Here is a 17152-nt window from a genome sequence, read left to right on the forward strand (position 1 = left end):
GGTGGCCAACGGCGCCGCCAGACCGGCCGCCAGCAGGGCCGCGGGCAGGAGCCGCCTCAACAGGGTCGGCGCGCGTACCGCTTCCTTCGTCATCGCTTCGTCTCCCAATGCGGTGTTTCGACTGCCCGCACCTTGCCGCCGGCCTGTCGCAGGAATTTGCCGGGAAACCCCATTTTCGTCGCGAGCCGTCGCGGGTTCGAAGGTCCCGATACATCTCGCGACAGAATCCCCCGGGAGGCGGACGCCGCCGCGCGTTAGGGTCCAGTACGAAAGGTTCGCGACATGGACGACGCACACATCATGGTGGTGGACGACCATCGCGACATCCGCGATCCGCTCGCGGCCTACCTGAGGAAGCACGAGCTCCGGGTCACCGTCGCCGCGGACGCGGCGGCCGCTCGCGTCGTCCTGGCGGGAAGTGCCATCGACCTCGTGCTCCTCGACATCATGATGCCGGGAGAGGACGGCCTGTCGGTCTGCGGCCATATCCGGGAGGCCTACGACACGCCCGTCATCCTCCTCACCGCCCTGGCGGAGGGGACCGACCGGATCGTCGGTCTGGAGATCGGGGCCGACGACTACGTCACTAAGCCGTTCGAGCCGCGCGAGCTCCTCGCCCGCATCAAGAACCTCCTCCGGCGCACGCGCGCGCTGCCCCGCACCCGGGACGAGGCCGACGGACGCAAGCTGGCGTTCGACCGTTGGACGCTGGACACCGACCGGCGCGAATTCGTCGACGACGCCGGCACCCCTGTCGCGCTCAGCACGGCTGAGTTCCGCCTGCTAACTGCGTTGACCCGGCATCCGCGGGTGGTGCTGTCCCGTGACCAACTCCTCGACCTGACCAGCGGCCGGACCGCCGACGCGTTCGACCACAGCATCGACAACCAGGTCAGCCGCCTCCGACGCAAGCTGGAGCGCGACCCGGCCAATCCGGGTCTCCTCAAGACCGTCTGGGGCGGCGGCTACGTCCTGCCGGCCGAGGTGAGGACGGTGCCTTGAGGCTGGTGCCGCACTCGCTCGGCGGCCGTCTCGCGCTCCTCTTGGTGCTCGCCGTCGTAGGCGCCCAGGGCGTGGCCTTCGCGATGTTCGCTCACGAGTCGTCGCGGGTCGGCCGGGCGGCGGCCCGGACCCAGGTGGTCGACCGCATCGCCACGCTGGTCCGCCTGCTCGACGCGGTCCAGCCCGACACCGTCCCGAGCGTGGTCGCGGCCTACGGTTCCCCCCGCCACCGCTTCACCATTGATGCCGGCAGCCTCGTCCCAGAAGGCGCGATGGGAGCCGACGAGACGCGCCTTGCACGGCGGATCGACCGACGCATGAAGGACGACGCGAGCCAGGCGCGGATCGCCCTTGTCGAGCGCGACGTCGGGAACAATGCCCCCCCGGGCCGCCTGTCGGACAGGAACCAGGCCCTGCGGGTCTCCGTCCGGCTCGACGACGGGCGCTGGCTCAACGCCGAGGCTCCGCTCGCGTCGCGTACCCCGCCGTGGATGCGGATCGCGCTCATCCAGGTCCTGGCCAGCGTGGTCGCCGTGCTCGTGGTCGTCGCCGTCGCCAGACGCGGGATCGTCGGTCCGGTGGCGGACCTCGCCAGGGCCGCGGAGATGGCCGGTCGGGGCGCAGCGTTCGAGCCCCTGGCGGAATGCGGCCCGCGCGAGTTGCGGATCATGACGGCGGCATTCAACCGGATGCAGGAGCGCTCGCGGGCCTTCGTCGCCGACCGCACCCGGATGCTGGCCGCCATCAGCCACGACCTGCGCACCCCCATCGCCTCGCTCTGGCTCCGGGCCGAGATGGTCGAGGACGGCGAACTGAGGGACGCGATGGTCCGCACGATCTCGGACATGAAGCGGATGGTCGACGCGACCCTGGCGTTCGCCCGGGACGATGCGCTCTCCCAGGACAGCGGCCCGTTGGACCTCGCCGAGATGGTCCGGGCCCTTGCGGACGACCACGTGGTCCTGGGACAGGACGTAACCGTCGCGTCGCCGGCCGACCTTCCGTTCCATGGCCGGCGGATGGCGCTGCGTCGGGCCCTCGACAACCTCGTCGAGAACGCCGTCCGCTACGGCGACAGGGCGCGGATCACCCTTGAGCGGGGCGGTGACGGCATCTGTATCCTCGTCGACGACGACGGGCCGGGGATACCCGATGATCGGATCGAGGAGATGTTCGCACCCTTCGCGCGGCTGGAGGGTTCGCGTAACGCGGACACGGGCGGGACCGGTCTCGGCCTCACCATCGCACGGTCGGCGATCCGCGCGCATGGCGGCGACGTGGCGCTGGTCAACCGGGCCGGCGGTGGCCTGAGGGCGAAAGTAAGCCTGCCGGCCTGAGGGCCGGAGCGCCGCGTGGGATACGCCGAGGATGGCATTCGCACCCTCGGCGTCCCGGAGGCTCACGCCGCCCTGGCGGTGACCTTCTCGTAGGTCCCTGTCGCGATCTGGTCTTCCAGCTGTGCCTTGAAGTCCGCGATGCCGAGAACCTGGACGGGATTGCCCGCGTGGTCGAGGAACTCGTAGAGCGCGTCCTCGATGTTGCGGTTGCTGAAGAACAGTGGTCGGCGCCGGCGGCCTGTGGCCGACCCTGGTCGATCCGAGCCAGCTTGAGAACGCCTTGCTCAACCTCTGCATCAACGCCCGGGATGCCATGCCCGACGGCGGCCGCATCGTCGTCGAGACGAGCAACCGCTGGCTCGACCGGACCGCCGCCCGCGAGCGCGACCTGGAGCCGGGGCAGTACGTGGCGCTGTGCGTCTCGGACAACGGCACCGGCATGGCACCCGACATAGTGGCCAAGGCGTTCGATCCATTCTTCACCACCAAGCCGATGGGCGAGGGTACGGGCCTCGGTTTGTCGATGATCTACGGCTTCGCCAAGCAGTCCGGCGGGCAGGTGCGGATCTATTTTGAGCCTGGGAACGGTACGGTGGTCTGCCTCTACCTACCCCGCCACCGCGGTGAGGCGGATGTGTCGGAGGCGGTCCCGGACCTTTCGGCGGCGGCCCGGGCCAAGGCTGGCGAGACGGTGTTGGTCGTCGACGACGAGCCCACCGTCCGGATGCTCGTCACCGAGGTGCTAGAGGATCTAGGCTACGCGGCCATCGAGGCGGGCGACGGCGCCTCCGGCCTCAAGGTGCTGCAGTCGGACGTGCGCATAGACCTGCTGGTGACCGGGTCGGCCTGCCCGGCGGCATGAACGGACGGCAGATGGCGGACGCGGCCAAGGTCTCACGCCCCCGCCGGTTCGTTCTACGACCGACATGGGTGGATTTCCGCTGGTCTGCTTTCGGGTGGCTGATAGATCGGAGCGGACATAACCGCGGGTACCGCTCGCGACCCTTAGCGGGACCTGGAAACGTCCGCTTGCGGGTCGCCAAGTGAAGCGGAGCGTGGACGGCGTCGCGCATGGGGGCGCCTATCGGCCCGGCGAACGCCCGCAAGCTGGAGGCGCTCGGCTGCGAGAGCGCCGCCGACATGCGCGACCTCGATACCCGGGTGGTGCGCAAGGTCATGACGGTGATGGGCGAGCGCCTCGTGCAGGAGCTGCGCGGCGTCGCCTGTCTCGACCTTGAGGAGGTAGCCGCCACCCGCAAGGTGTGCGCCGTCACCCGCAGCTTCTCGGACCGGGTCGAGGATCTCACCACCATGGAGCAGGCGATCGCAACCCAAGCGAGCCGGCTCGGAGAGAAGCTGCGCCGGGAGGGGCTTGGGACGGACCACGTCACGGTCTTCTCACACACCTCGGAGCACGACCGGACCGGACCGCAACGCTCGGTCTCGACGGTGGTGACCCTGCCCGAAGCCAGCAACGACACGTTGGTGCTGGTGAAGGCCGCACGGCGTCCGGCGGACCTGGCGGAGCGGCTTCCGCTACTCCAAGGCCGGCGTGGTCACGACCGACCTCCTGCCGCTCCATGCCTCGCAGCGGGCGATGCTCGGCCTTGGCCAGATCGACCGCGAGCAGGATGCCGCGCTGATGGCTGCGCTCGACGCCTGCAACCGACGCTTCGGGCGCGGACGGTCGTTCCGGCAGCAGCAGGGTTCGCTCCGACGCGGGGGTGGTTCACGAAATTCGAGATGCGCTCACCGCGATACACGACCCGACTCGACGAGATCCCGGTCGTGGCGGCTTGAGGAGCCGGCCGCTCCGCGTCGCCCCTATCGACGCATCAACGTCGGAGGAGCCTCGGCATCCGGCGGGGGAGCGCCATCGAGGGGCTGACCAGATGACGAGGAGCATCAGGTGCGATGCGCTTCATTCGCCCCAGGGCATCGCCGCCGGTCAGTCGCCGCCTCCGCCCGTGACGGCACGGTGTGTCATCCGTCCCGCCTCGGCGAAGGGCATCATGGCGGCACCGGAAGCGACGACGCCGGCAACCATCCGGAGTTCGGTTGGCTGACCCGGGTCGTTCGCAATCCGCTCCGCCTCGACCTGAAGGCGACGATTGCAGGCCTTTGACGGAAGGGCATCGTCCGGTGTGCAGGCGTCGTGACGGGCGCAGGCGGCGTCCAGGACGTCGATGGGAGCCAGGGGACTTTTGTTGCCCGGACCACAATAGTTGCCGTGGATCAACATAGTTGGTCGGGAAGACGAAGATCCTGGTTGTGCCAGGGACGGGCTCGCTAGGGTCACGGCGAGTAAGATCGGGGTAGTTAGACGGAAGAACATGATATGTTTGCCTCGTATGGTCCCGCCCCCTCAGACGTGACGCTTACGGCATCGTCTCGGGTGCCCCGGGCCGTCCCGCGCGTGCATCCCGCTCGCTTTCGCCCGGCATTCGCTCATTGCTCGAAGGGCGCGCCGTGCACGACATCCGAGACGGGGATCCCCACCTTCGCCAGGGAGAGCGGAGGCGTCCGGCCACTCGGGAACGTAGTCTCCCAGCCGCCGCCGAGCGCCTTGGACAGGGCGACGAAATCGGTGGAGATCGCCGCCGTCGCCTGAGACAGGTTGGTCTCCGCCTGAAGCACCGTCTGCGACGCCTGCAGCACCGTGGTGAAGATCTCGACGCCTTGAGTGTAGCGAGCCCGCGACAGGGACAGCGCCTGGCGCGCATCGGCGACCTGCCTGGCCAAGCGGCCCCGGCGCGCCTCGTCGCCGCGCAGGGAAGCCAGGGCGTTGACGACGTCGTGCCAGCCCTGGAGCACCGCCTTCTGATAGGCGATGGCAGCCTCCTGCTGGCGGGCGCGCTGGAGCACCAGGTTCGACTTCAGTCGCCCGCCCTCGAACAACGGGATCGAGATCGACGGCCCGATGTTCATGTATTGCAGCGACGAGCCGCGGAAGAGCTTGCCCGGATCGACCGAGTTCACGGTCGGGCTGCCGGTCAGCGTCACGCTCGGGAAGAACTGAGCCTCGGCCACGCCGATCTCGGCCACCGCCGAATGCAGGTTGGCCTCCGCGCGCCGGATGTCGGGGCGGCGCAGGACCAGGCTCGACGGCACCCCGACCGGCACGCGCGGCGGGACCGGCGGGATCGCGCGGCCGGCGACGAGTTCCTGGGACAGGGCGAGCGGCGGCTCGCCGAGCAGCAGCGAGATCGCGTTGATCTGCTGGATCTCCTGCTGCTGCAGTTGCGGGAGCTGCGCCTTGATCGACTCGACCTGCTGGGCCGCGTTGGACGTGTCGAGGCCCGTGACCAGACCCTTCTGCTGACGCACCCTGACGACGTCGAGGATCTGCTCGTTGACCCGGATGTTGGCGAGGTCGATCCGGATCAGCTCCTGGGTCCCGCGCAACTGCACGTAGTCGCGCGCCAACTCCGCCTGGCTGGAGACCAGCGCATCGCGGCGCTGCTCGGCCGATGCGTCCGCCTGGGCCTGGGCGGACTCGACCGAGCGGCGGACCTTGCCCCAGAGGTCGAGCTCCCACGACGCGTCGAAGCCGAGGGTGTAGCTCTCGAACCCGTTGGTCAGCGGCGCCGTGGGGTTGCCGCCGCCGGTACCGCCGCCAAGGCTTCCGAGCGAGTTCGACAGAAGGCCGATCGTTCCGTTCTTGCTAAACTGCTGGCGATAGGCGCTGCCCTGGCCGTTGAGCGTCGGCAGCCCGGCGGCGGCGGCGCTCCCGAGCTGGGCCCGGCTCTCGAACAGGCGGGCGGTCGCGGTCTGCACGTCGAGGTTCTGCGCGGCGACGCGGTCCTCAAGCTGGGACAGGACCGGGTCCCGGAAGGCTTGCCACCACGCCACGTCAGGCTCTGCCTCGGTCGTGCGCGACAGGAGCCGTCCCGCCCGACGGACCGGAAGTCCAGTGTCGAGGTAGTCGCTCGACTCCGCGAGCGGGGTCGTTGGGGTGGCGAAGTCCGGGCCCACCGTGCAGCCGGCGAGGCCGAGCACGGAAGCGACGAGTGCCGCGTAGGCGCGTCGTTCGGGGTATCGACGGGGCGTCATCTCAATGTCCTCCGCCTTCACCGCCCTGGGCGGTCTTGGCCGATATCAGGAAGCACAACGGGACGACGAGGAACGCCAGGAGCGCGGTGTATTGGTAGACGTTGCTGTAGGCGAGCACCTGAGCCTGCTTCAGGTAGGTCTGGTAGGTGTGCGCGACGGCTTGTTGATGCACCACCGAGGCGGCGCGTCCGAGCGACCTGAGGGTGTGCTCGCTCTCCTGGATCAGCGTGTTGTAGCCCTGGCGAAGCGGCGTCATGAACCCTGAGAGGTGTGCCTGGTCGGCCTGCGTCCGCTCCGTGACGGCGGCGGTCGACAGGGAGATCCCGACCGAGCCGAACACGTTGCGGAACATCGAGAACAGGGCCGATCCGTCGCTGCGGTACTTCTGCGGCAGCGTCAGGTAGGCCACGGTGGAGATCGGAACGAACAGGAACGCCAGCGCCGCCGTCTGCAACGTGCGCATGAGGACCAGTGTCCGGAAGTCGATGTCGAGCGCGATCCGGCTCGAATAGAACATCGCGCAGCCCATGAAGGCGAACCCGAACATGATGATGTAACGGGTCTGCACGACCTTCATCAGCATGCCGACGATGGGAATCAGGACGATGACCGCGACGCCCCCAGGCGACAGGATGAAGCCGGAATCGAGGGCGGGGTAACCGAGCACCTGCTGGGAGAATTGCGGGATCAGGACCGAGCCCGCGTAGAGCAGCGCGCCCAGGGCGCCGATGAGCAGGCAGCCGACGGCGAAGTTCCGGTCCTTGAACACCCCCAGGTCGATGATCGGCTTCTTCGCGGTGAGCAGCCAGCAGATGGCGCCAAAAATCCCGAGGAAGGCGAGGACGGCCATGGTCCGGATGAAGGGCGAGCCGAACCAGCCGTCGTCCTCGCCGCGGTCGATCATGATCTGCATGCAGCCGATGCCGAGGACGATCAGGCCGAGGCCGACGTAGTCGAGGCCGCGGGAGCGCTTCTCCTTCTCGGCCGGGGGATCCTGGACGAGGTAGGCGTTTGCGAACAGCGTGAAGATCCCGACCGGCACGTTGATGAAGAAGATCCAGCGCCAGGTCGAATGCTCGACGAGGTAGCCGCCGAGCGTCGGCCCGAGGACCGGGGCGACCACAGTCGCCACCGCGGTGACCCCGAAGGCGGCGCCGCGTTTGGCCGGCGGGAAGGTGTCGAGGATGATCGATTGCTGGCTCGGCTGCAGGCCGCCGCCGAAGAAGCCCTGCATCAGTCGGAACACGATGATCTGCCCGAGACTCTGCGACAGCCCGCACAGGAACGACGAGACCGTGAACATGCCGATGCAGATCAGGAAGTAGCGCTTGCGCCCGATGGTGTCGGACAGCCACCCCGCGATGGTCAGCACGATGCCGTTGGCGACCAGGTACGCCGTCAGCGTGTAGGTGGCCTCGTCGTTCGACGCCGCCAGCGACCCGGCGATGTAGGGCAGCGCCACGTTGACGATGGTGGTGTCGAGCACCTCCATGAACGCCGCCAGCGTCACCGCGATGGCGATGAGCCAGGGGTTGTGGGCGGGCTTCCAGCCGTCCGATGCGCCGCTCACTTGAGCATCACCGTGGGTTCGACGCTGACGCCCAGGGGCAAGGGTTCGTCCTTCCTCAGGCCGCTGTCGATGACGATCTTCACCGGCACGCGCTGGACGATCTTGATGAAGTTGCCGGTGGCGTTCTCGGCCGGGAAGGCCGAGAACTTCGAGCCCGACCCGCGCTGGATCGAGTCGACGTGCCCTTGCAGGTCGAGATCGGGGTAGGCGTCGATGGCGACCTTGACGCGTTGCCCCGGGCGCATGCCGTCGAGCTCAGTCTCCTTGTAGTTGGCCGTGACCCAGACGTCGGTGGTGACCAGCGACATGACCTGCTGCCCGGCGGTGAGGTAGTCGCCGGCGTTAACGTTGCGCTTCGTGACCCAGCCGTCCTGGGATGCGCGCACCACGCTCCACTCGATGTTGAGGTTAGCTTGGTCGACCTGCGCCTTCGCCTGCTCTGCCTGACCCTTGAGCTGGTCGACCTGCTGCTCGGACTGGCCGATGTTCTGCTGGACCGGCATGGCCTGGACCAGGCGCGCCTGCGCCTGCTCGACCTGGGCCTTGGCCTGCTGGTAGTTCGCCGCCGTGGTGTCGACCTCCTGCTGCGTCGTCGCCAGCTTGGGCAGGCTCTTCTGCCGGTCGAAATTGGCCTGCTGCAGGGCGAGGTTAGCCTTGGCCGAGTCGAGGTTCGCCTGCGCGAGCTGGAGCGCGGCGGGGAAGTTCTTCTTCGCGATCTCGACGCCGAGCCGCTGGTTGGCGATCTGCGCGTTGTTGGCGTCGAGCTGACCCTGGGCCTGCTCGCGGCTGTAGACGAACTGGCGCGGGTCGATGCGGAATAGCGGATCGCCCTTGTGCACGAACTGGTTGTCGGTGACGTCGAGGGCGATGACCTGACCGGCGACCTGCGGGGCGACGTTGACGATGTTACCGTCGGTGTAGGCGTCGTCGGTGCTGATCTTCCCCCGGGTCGACAGCCAGTAATAAAGGCCACCTCCGGCCAGCAGCAGCAGGACCACGGCCGCGATCCCGATCACCAGCGGCCGGCGTTTCTTTCGGGCTCTCTGGTCGTCCCCGTCGTCGCCCTTGTCCGCGTCCGAGTTCTTTTTGTCCTCCTGCTCGTCGCTATCCTCGCTCCGGCCTCGGTCACGTCCGGCATCCGACCTCTGGTCGCGACGATCCTGCTCGTCGCGGCCGCGGCGGGGCCGTTCGTCGTCACGGCGATCAGGCGCCGATCGATCGTCGTCGTCACGGCCGGATCTGTCCCGGTTCGGACGCGCACCTTCGTCGGGAGGGCGCCGCCGCCCGTCGGCGTCGTCGGGATGGCTGTCGTCGTACCGGGCCCCTGCGCGCCGCATCGAGCCGACATCAAGCATGTCCCGTCGGCTTGCGGACCGCCTTGGCGATCGGAAGTCGTCTACATCGTCTTCGCGCATGGAGGGGGACGTAAGCCTCTGCTCTCGCTAAGCTCTCAGCGAGATAATGTGGACGCGCCCATCGGAAGCCGGTAGGAACATCTGAACCGAACGTTTCGTTTCTAATCTAGAAACAGGTGGTTATGTCAAGCGAAACGGTCGGTTCGGAAAAGCGCTCGCGGGTTCGTGTTCCACGCGGCGATCGGCGTCGTGCGGAGATCGCGGCGGTCGCGGAACAGGTGTTCCTCAAGCACGGCTTCTCGGACACCACGATGCGACTGGTGGCGGTCGAAGCCGGCGCTTCGACCGAGACGGTTTACCGCCACTTCGGTTCGAAGGATGACCTGTTCATCGAGGTGGTGGGCAATCGTACGCTCGAACTCAGACAGCGGATCGATACCGACCTCGAAAGTACCGGGCCGCTGCAAACCGTCCTTAAGGCTGTCGGGACGAAGCTCTACGAAGCGATGGTCATGCCGGAAATGTCGGCGCTTGCACGCATCATCGTCGCCGAGGTCTCGCGTAATCCCGCCCTGGGTGAAGCCTTCTACGCCATGTGCCCCGGTCGTACGCTGCACAAGCTGACAGAATACTTGAAGGACGCCCAGGCTCGCAGTACGTTCATCGGGGACGACCCGGAACTCGCAGCGAATATGTTCATCGGGCTGATCATCGGAAAGATCGTCCCGGTGCGCCTATTCATTCCCCATAGGGATGAACATGGTACCGAGCGCATGCAAGGCCATGTCGACGAGGCGGTCCGGATCTTCCTCGCTGTCTACCATGCGAAGGCTTGACCGGAACCGATACGATATCGACCGCAGGATCTCGTCTTGACCTAAGCCCCGGAACGTCCGCTCCCGAACGTAAAGGCAGTTGCCGCTTCCCACCCCGAGCCGAAGTTGCCGGACGGCCGGCGAATGGCCGCTTTCGGGAAGCGCTGATGGCGGTCCCTACGACTGTGTTGGGTCGAAGGCGGAACGTCCACTTCCGGACCAGAGGTCAGGGTCCGCTCCCCACCCCGAGCCGAAGTTGCCAGAAGGCTAACGAATGGCTGCTTTTGAATAGCGCACTCAGCGGTGGCGGCAGCTGGGCACCTGTGTGGGGCCTGCACGCGTATGTGCTGCCCCTCCGCCAGCCCCAGATCGTGAAGCACCGGCATGACGCTCGAGTATGTGCCGTGCCGCATACATTGCCGGTTGAGGGCACAGGCTCTTAAAGCTTCGAGGCGTTGTCCAGTGATGGTCGATGTAGGATGAGGCAGCATGTCGTAGAATTATCGTACCTCGATGAAAGGAACTGCAGCGCCGGAGGCGCCAGCAACCTTGCGAGCGCATAAGATGCGTAAAGGTTAGCGCTCCATCGCCGGCAGTAACATCCGAATCATCGCCTTCAGTCGCTTGCCGCAGATCCGGTCGGGAATTTCCCAGAGCACGATCAGCGCTTCGTGCAACGCCTTGTTGTAGACTTGCCGTTCCGGTCGTGCTGTCGGGGCCTTCCCGGTGAGTCGGCTCGGAGCAGCCGCATCGCGTGATTGCGTTGGGGGCCCATCACGGACGCGAACTCGTTCAGGATGCGGGTTTTCCTCGCACGTCCGCTGCCTCGGTACCGGGTCGCCAACGCCATAACCAGCTCATCGCGCGTCGCCATGCTCACCCGCCTCCTCGCCACCCCCGTCGCCAAACCCGCGTCGGGATCAAATCAGATGCGGCAACGACCCAACGTTCAGGAGCATTTCAGGCGAGGAAATGCGGTACCAAGCGTCAGATCTCAGCCACTAGACTACCCGATCGGTTATGGTCTGCGCGAAGGGCACGGAGGCCTGGAACGACGGGCGCTTCTCCAGCCGGTCGCTGAGGACTGCCAGGTTCGGATGCGTGTCGCGCCAGGGCAGCTCCTGGAACCGCACCGCGAGGTAGCCGACCACCGTGCCCGCTGCGATGTCGCCGAGTGAGAAGCGGTCGCCGACCGCGAACTCGCGCTCACCGACGAGGCGGGCGATCTCGGCGAGCCCCCCATCGATCTTGCGGCGCTGGCGGGCAAGCCACGGGGCGCTCGCGCCCTCGCTGCGCTGTCGCTCGAAGAAGGTCAGCACCATGGCGTCGCAGATGCCGTCGCACAACACCTCGAGTCTTCGCGCCGCGAGGATGCCGTCCACTTCGGCCGGCAACAGCGGCGTTTTGGGGTGCTTCAGCTCCAGCCATTGCAGGATGTAGCTTGATTCATAGACGCTGCCGCCGTCCGGCAGCAGAAGCACCGGAAGCTTCTCCAGCGGGTTGTGGCGCGGCAGCGAGGTGGTGGCGTCCCACGGCACCTCGGTTAGGAGCTCAAAGGGCAGGCCCTTCTCGGCGAGCGCGATGCGGACCTTGCGTGCGTAGGGGCTCGGGGTGGCACTGATCAGCTTGTACATGACGACCTTGTTGAAGCGTGTTTGCGGAGTGCCGCGGCCTGACGGCCGCGGCGGCGGGATCGTGATTTATTCGGCGGCCTGCGCACTGCCATGCAGGTCGAACCGAGTGCGGTCGTCGGTGCCCTGTGCGCTATGATCGAGCCGCGACACGGCCCAACAGGTGGCGAAGGCCAGCGGCAAGGTGACCAGCGTCGGCGGGTCGACGGGGAAGATTGGCGTCGCGTAGCCCAGCACTTTCACCCACACCGCCGGCCCAAGCACGGTGAGGCCCAATGCGCTCGCCAGCCCAACGATGCCGCCCGTCACCGCACCCCTGGTTGTCAGCCCGCGCCAGTAGAGCGCAAGCAGCAGGATCGGGAAGGTCGAGGAGCAGGCGATGGCGAACGCTAGGCTTACCATGTAGGCGACGTTCTGGCCTTTGAAGGCGATGCCGAGCCCGATCGCCACGAGACCGAGCACGAATGTGGCGATACGCGAGATCCGCACCTCGGATCCTTCGCTCGCCTGTCCGCGCCGGATTACGCTGGCATAGAGGTCGTGGCTGACGGCCGACGCCCCGGCCAGCGTTAGCCCCGCGACCACCGCGAGGATGGTCGCGAACGCCACCGCCGAGATGAAGCCCATCAGCGCATCGCCCCCAACTGCGTGGCTCAGGTGGATCGCCGCCATGTTGCCGCCGCCGCGGAGCGCGCCCAGCGCATCGACATAGGCTGGATTGCCTGCGGTGAGCGCGATGGCACCGAAGCCGAGGATGAAGGTGAGTGCGAAGAAATAGTTCATCCAGGTGGCAGCCCAGAACACCGAGACGCGGGCGGCACGCGCATCGGGCACCGTGAAGAAGCGCATCAGGATGTGCGGCAGGCCGGCGGTGCCGAGCATCAGCGCGAGCGCCAGCGAGATCGCCGAGACCGGATCCTTCGCGGGGAACTGCGGCCCGAGGATCGCGGCGCCCTTCGGGTGGACCGAGGCCGCACGCGCCAGCAGCGCCCCGAAATCGAAGCGGAAGGCCGCCATCACCAGCACGGCGATCAGCGTGCCGCCGACGAGCAGCAGCCCGGCCTTGACAATCTGCACCCAGGTGGTGGCGACCATGCCGCCGAACATCACGTAGCAGATCATCAGGATGCCGACGACGAACTCGGCATAGAGGTAGTCGAGCCCGAACAGGAGCTGGATGAGCTGCCCCGCCCCGACCATCTGCGCGATGAGGTAGAACGCCACCACGACCAGCGAGGCGCAGGCGGAGAAGATGCGGATAGGGCGTTCCGAGAGCCGAGTGCAGACCACGTCGGTGAAGGTGTAGCGCCCCAGGCGCCGCAGGCGTTCGGCGAGCAGGAACACCACGATCGGCATGCCGGTGGTGTAGCCCACCGCGTAGATCAGCCCGTCGAAGCCTGAGGCGAAGACGAGGCCGGTGATCCCGAGGAAGGCCCCGGCCGACATGAAGTCGCCGGCGATCGCCAGCCCGTTCTGGAAGCCGGTGATGCTGCCGCCGGCGGCATAGAAGTCGTCAGCCGTTTTGGTGCGCTTGGCCGCCCACCACGTGATCCAGAGAGTGAGCGCCACGAAGGCAAGGAAGAGCCCGATGGCTGTCAGGTTGACGCCGGTTGTCTCTCCTGAGGCAGCCCATGCTGTCTGCGTGGGCAGGATTCCGGCTGTAGCGAGCGCGGTCCGCTTGATGTGTGCATGGAACGGCATGGCGCTTACTCCCCGGCCAAGCGCGCTTCGGCGCGGTTGACGACAAGGACGTAGAGCCCCGTCAGAATAACGCCGAGCGCCATGACGAACAGGCCGTAGGCGAATGCCCACGTCACCGTTCCCCCACCAAGGACGGGTTTGGCCAGCAGCGCCGGAGCGAAGGCTCCGAGGGCCACGAAGCCGAAGTACGCGACGACGAGGATGAGGGTGAGGGCAACCCCCAGATAGATATTTTGGGCGCCTTGTTTTTGGCGGGCAACAGGATTCATGAGATCACATCTCCATCGATTAGTGAAACGATGGAGCTGGAGCAGTTTTCATGCCATTTATAATAACCACCAAAGATCAATGCACAATTACAACACAACAAACCGCACAGGTCATAACCTGTGCGGTCCCAGTGATATACCAAGGAAGCGTTAGAGTTCGCCGGTCAGAAACTGGGCGCGACCGTGACCGAACGACCAGTCGTCGTCGGTGTTGCTGACCATCGAGACGACCACGTCGGCGGGCTCGACTCCACACCGCTCCTGCAGGTGCTCGCAGAGCAGCCGGTAGAAAGCTTCCTTCATCTCCCGGCTACGGGGCCGGGTGGTCACCTGCAGCACAACCCGTTTGTCGGTCCGGGGAATGCCGAGCCCGGTATCTTCCACGATCATGTGCGCGGTCGGGTGCTCGTGCACGATCTGGTAGCGGTCGCCGGGCGGCACCTTGAATGCCTCCAGCATGGCGTCGTGGGCAGCATCAAGCAGCGTCTGTAGCTCCTCGGCGCTGCGGCCTTCGACGAGATCAAAGCGAAGCAGGGGCATGGGTCCTCTCGGATTGTCAGGGTCGTCAGGCGGTGACGACGGTCCGCGTGACGCCGATCAACCGCGCCTCCGCATCCGCCGCGAGGCGCTCAACCAGCTCACCGGCTGGCGGCAGGTCTTGGACAAGGCCGATCGCCTCGCCCACCGTCACGTTCGAGACATCGTAGTCGCCGCTCTGGTCGGCAGCCTCGACGGCCTTGCGCTCTTCACCTGCGAGGCCACGCAGCTCGTCCTCGCGGCCATGCCAGGTCTCGATGAACCGATTGCGCATGAGCCGGCCGGTGTACTCGGTCGGCCAGGTACGGTTACGGACGATGTCGTAGACGGAGGTGCGCACCGTCTCGTCGCCGGTAGCGGCGACCACGCGGGCTTTGGCGGCCGGGTGGATCAAGGCTTCCTGCGTCGCCCAGAAGCGGGTGCCCAGCAATGCGCCGTCGGCACCGAGCATCAGGGCCGCCGCGATACCACGACCGTCAGCGATGCCGCCCGCCGCCAGGACCAGGACCCCCGGTCGCTCACGGGCGACAAGGTCCACGACGTTCGGCACGAGCGTGATGGTGCCACGGGTCGTCAGACCGTGGCCGCCGGCATCGGTACCTTGAGCCACGAGCACGTCCGCACCGGCATCGAGTGCGCGGCGGGCATGTTCTAGGTTGTGCACTTGGGAGATCAGCGGGACACCGGCCGCTCGGATCTTCTCGGCGAAGGGAGCCGGATCAGCGAAAGACAGCATCATGGCGGCCGGCTTATGCGCGAGCGCCAGATCCAGCAGCTCGGGGTTCTTCGCCATCGACCAGGTGATGAAGCCGCAGCCGACCCGCTGATTGCCGGCCCGCGCGAACTCACGCTCCAGCATCTCGCGGTCGCCGTAACCGCCGCCAATCAGGCCGAGGCCGCCCGCACCGCTCACCGCCGCAGCCAGTGCGCCACCCGAGGCAGGATCCATGGGCGCCAGGACGATGGGATGCTTGATCCCGAAGGTGTCTGTCAGTCGGGTCCGCAATGCCATGTTCGCCCCCGGTTTCGGCACCTCTCTCGGCGCCCACCACTAGCCGGGACGTTGCTGTAGCGGACTGCGCCAATCAGGTATAATGATTAGTTCAGATGCCCCCCATCTCGAATGGCGATGCCATGAACAGCGCAGACCTGATGTTTTTCGCGGCAGTGGCCGAAGCGGGTGGGATCAGCCGGGCGGCTGCAGTCCTCAACACCGTGCAGTCCAACGTCACGGGGCGCATCCGTGCTCTCGAACAGGCGCTGCATACCACCCTGTTCTACCGGGGCACCCGAGGCGTGACCCTGACCCGTGCCGGTGAGCGGCTGCTGCCCTACGCCATGCAGGTCGGGCGCCTGCTGGCCGACGCCGAGCAGGCGGTGCTGTCCGACGAGACACCACAGGGGCTTCTGCGCCTCGGTTCGATGGAGACCACCGCGGCCCTACGTCTGCCACGCCTCCTGACGAACTATGCCGCCCATTACCCCGAGGTGGACATCGAATTGGAACTGGGACCGACCGAGGCCCTGATCACTTCCGTCCTCGACCGGAAGATCGAAGCGGCCTTCGTCGCAGGACCAATCAGCCAGGACGATCTGGCGACGATCCCGGTGCTGAAAGAGGAGCTGGTGCTCGTGGCTGGCGCGAAGATCCAGACCCACGACGAGGTGCTGGCTATGTTGGGGAGCAAGCGCGAGGCGCGGGTGCTGGTGTTCAAGACCGGGTGCTCTTACCGACTGCGCCTCGAAGGGTTCCTTGCGGCGCACGGCCTGGTGCATGTCCGCCGGATGGATTTCGGCACGCTGGACGGGATCATCGGCTGCGTTGAGGCAGGGATGGGCGTGTCGCTGCTCCCACGGGTCGTCGCCGAACCGATGCAGCGATCAGGGCGTGTTTCGATCCATGCACTCCCGGATGGTGCTGGCATTGCACAGACGCTGCTAGTCTATCGGAAGGACAGCTTGCTGACCGCGGCGTTTGAGCGGTTCTTGGATCATACCTACTCGGCATTTGAGCTGCTACCCAAGGACGATGCTCCTGCCGATCCGAAGGGTGCGCTGTGCTTCTCGACCAAGTAATTTTGTCCGTCATGATCGTTGAGCTTGGGCACCTTTATCTGCTGGGGCATGCCCGTGTGGAGAGAGAAGACTGCTTTAGGTCGGAGCCGGAACGTCCGCTTGACGGCAAAGGGTGAGGGTCCGCTCCCCACCCCATCCAGTCTCACGGCGCCAGCGCCTCGAATGCCCGCTTAGGGTCAATTTCGGCCGTTAAGTAGAGCTATCGTCTATGTCCGCTTTCGAGCGACGCTCATAGTAGCATGAATGACTGTGTTGGGTCGCATGCGGAAGGGCCGCTTCTGAATGAAGGGCCGAGATCCAAACGCCATTCCGATCGGCCATTCGCGTAACGGGCGGATTTCGAACGGGGGCGCATGGGCTGTGGATCGGTATCGAACCATGGTTCGATACCGATCCACAAGCTGTCCCGCCGGCAGGCAAAATAAACGGCGGCATTTACAGCGAGCGTATCAGAAATCGGCGACCCCTGGCACGTGCGCTGCACGCTGCCGGCCGGTCACCACCTCAATGCCCTCCCCGATCGGATCGGCTGCGAGCAGATCGCCGAGCCGGGCCGTGTACGACGTATCGAAAATCGTCAAAGCCTTCAGTAGTGTCAGCAGACTTACGCCTGGACGGCCCCGCTCAAGAGACACGACGGACATCCGTCCGACGCCCATACGCTCTGCGAGCTCCTGCTGACTGAGATTTCGCCGTAGCCGGCAGAGGCGAATGCGCCTGCCGAGGGTTTGGAGGCTCTCGAGCTCCTCCGTACTGATGATGGCTGTCGTCCTCATGATCGATATCTCATACACTGCATTCAGCAA

The 17152-nt window shown here is 66.4% G+C and carries 14 protein-coding genes and 2 pseudogenes; 6 read left to right on the top strand and 10 right to left on the bottom strand.

Features of this window, described 5'->3' with window-relative positions:
• The first annotated feature begins 282 nt into the window (after window positions 1-282).
• From FV222_RS01290 to FV222_RS01310, 4 genes and pseudogenes are all read left to right on the top strand, one after another.
• The gene (locus FV222_RS01290) at window positions 283-1002 is read left to right on the top strand and encodes a response regulator (protein ID WP_147812725.1); all 720 of its coding nucleotides are present in this window, start codon (window positions 283-285) and stop codon (window positions 1000-1002) included.
• Between the two features lie 5 nt (window positions 1003-1007).
• Entirely contained in the window at window positions 1008-2339 is a 1332-nt protein-coding gene (locus FV222_RS01295; protein WP_246685272.1) for an ATP-binding protein, read from the top strand.
• Window positions 2340-2509: 170 nt separating this feature from the next.
• Window positions 2510-3242: pseudogene (locus FV222_RS01305) on the top strand (ATP-binding protein); the annotation flags it as partial.
• A gap of 180 nt (window positions 3243-3422) precedes the next feature.
• A pseudogene (locus FV222_RS01310) lies at window positions 3423-4139 on the top strand (DUF4113 domain-containing protein); the annotation flags it as partial.
• A gap of 148 nt (window positions 4140-4287) precedes the next feature.
• Here FV222_RS01310 and FV222_RS01315 read toward each other — a convergent pair.
• The 4 genes from FV222_RS01315 to FV222_RS01330 all read right to left on the bottom strand — a co-directional run bounded on the left by FV222_RS01315 (window position 4288) and on the right by FV222_RS01330 (window position 8978).
• Window positions 4288-4581 (bottom strand): hypothetical protein, encoded by a 294-nt coding sequence (locus FV222_RS01315; RefSeq protein ID WP_246685271.1) that lies wholly within the window; start codon window positions 4579-4581, stop codon window positions 4288-4290.
• Between the two features lie 206 nt (window positions 4582-4787).
• Window positions 4788-6392, bottom strand: a complete 1605-nt coding sequence (locus tag FV222_RS01320; protein ID WP_147812728.1) for an efflux transporter outer membrane subunit — start codon at window positions 6390-6392, stop codon at window positions 4788-4790.
• 1 nt (window position 6393) lies between these two features.
• Entirely contained in the window at window positions 6394-7962 is a 1569-nt protein-coding gene (locus tag FV222_RS01325) for a DHA2 family efflux MFS transporter permease subunit (RefSeq protein WP_147812729.1), read from the bottom strand.
• A complete protein-coding gene (locus tag FV222_RS01330) occupies window positions 7959-8978 on the bottom strand; it encodes an HlyD family secretion protein (protein ID WP_238262617.1) in 1020 nt (339 codons plus the stop codon). Before FV222_RS01330 ends, FV222_RS01325 begins: the two co-directional genes overlap by 4 nt.
• A gap of 521 nt (window positions 8979-9499) precedes the next feature.
• Here FV222_RS01330 and FV222_RS01335 point away from each other — a divergent pair.
• Window positions 9500-10153, top strand: a complete 654-nt coding sequence (locus FV222_RS01335) for a TetR/AcrR family transcriptional regulator (protein ID WP_147812730.1) — start codon at window positions 9500-9502, stop codon at window positions 10151-10153.
• 980 nt (window positions 10154-11133) lie between these two features.
• Here FV222_RS01335 and FV222_RS01340 read toward each other — a convergent pair.
• The 5 genes from FV222_RS01340 to FV222_RS01360 form a co-directional block, all read right to left on the bottom strand.
• A complete protein-coding gene (locus FV222_RS01340) occupies window positions 11134-11766 on the bottom strand; it encodes a glutathione S-transferase N-terminal domain-containing protein (protein ID WP_147812731.1) in 633 nt (210 codons plus the stop codon).
• Window positions 11767-11832: 66 nt separating this feature from the next.
• Window positions 11833-13464 carry a cation/acetate symporter ActP gene (gene actP / locus FV222_RS01345; protein WP_147812732.1) on the bottom strand — a complete coding sequence of 544 codons (1632 nt, stop codon included), beginning with the start codon at window positions 13462-13464 and terminating at the stop codon, window positions 11833-11835.
• Window positions 13465-13469: 5 nt separating this feature from the next.
• Complete coding sequence (locus FV222_RS01350) at window positions 13470-13733, bottom strand: DUF485 domain-containing protein (RefSeq protein WP_147812733.1); 264 nt, start codon at window positions 13731-13733, stop codon at window positions 13470-13472.
• 150 nt (window positions 13734-13883) lie between these two features.
• Window positions 13884-14273 carry a tautomerase family protein gene (locus tag FV222_RS01355; RefSeq protein ID WP_147812734.1) on the bottom strand — a complete coding sequence of 130 codons (390 nt, stop codon included), beginning with the start codon at window positions 14271-14273 and terminating at the stop codon, window positions 13884-13886.
• Between the two features lie 25 nt (window positions 14274-14298).
• Window positions 14299-15282, bottom strand: a complete 984-nt coding sequence (locus FV222_RS01360; RefSeq protein WP_147812735.1) for a nitronate monooxygenase — start codon at window positions 15280-15282, stop codon at window positions 14299-14301.
• A gap of 122 nt (window positions 15283-15404) precedes the next feature.
• On the opposite strand from FV222_RS01360, the gene FV222_RS01365 reads away from it, so the two are divergent.
• Entirely contained in the window at window positions 15405-16346 is a 942-nt protein-coding gene (locus FV222_RS01365) for a LysR family transcriptional regulator (RefSeq protein ID WP_147812736.1), read from the top strand.
• A 449-nt stretch (window positions 16347-16795) separates the two neighbouring features.
• Here FV222_RS01365 and FV222_RS01370 read toward each other — a convergent pair whose 3' ends face one another.
• Entirely contained in the window at window positions 16796-17122 is a 327-nt protein-coding gene (locus FV222_RS01370) for a helix-turn-helix transcriptional regulator (protein WP_147812737.1), read from the bottom strand.
• Window positions 17123-17152: the final 30 nt, after the last annotated feature.

This window comes from Methylobacterium sp. WL103 (assembly GCF_008039885.1).
Taxonomy (GTDB): domain Bacteria; phylum Pseudomonadota; class Alphaproteobacteria; order Rhizobiales; family Beijerinckiaceae; genus Methylobacterium; species Methylobacterium cerastii.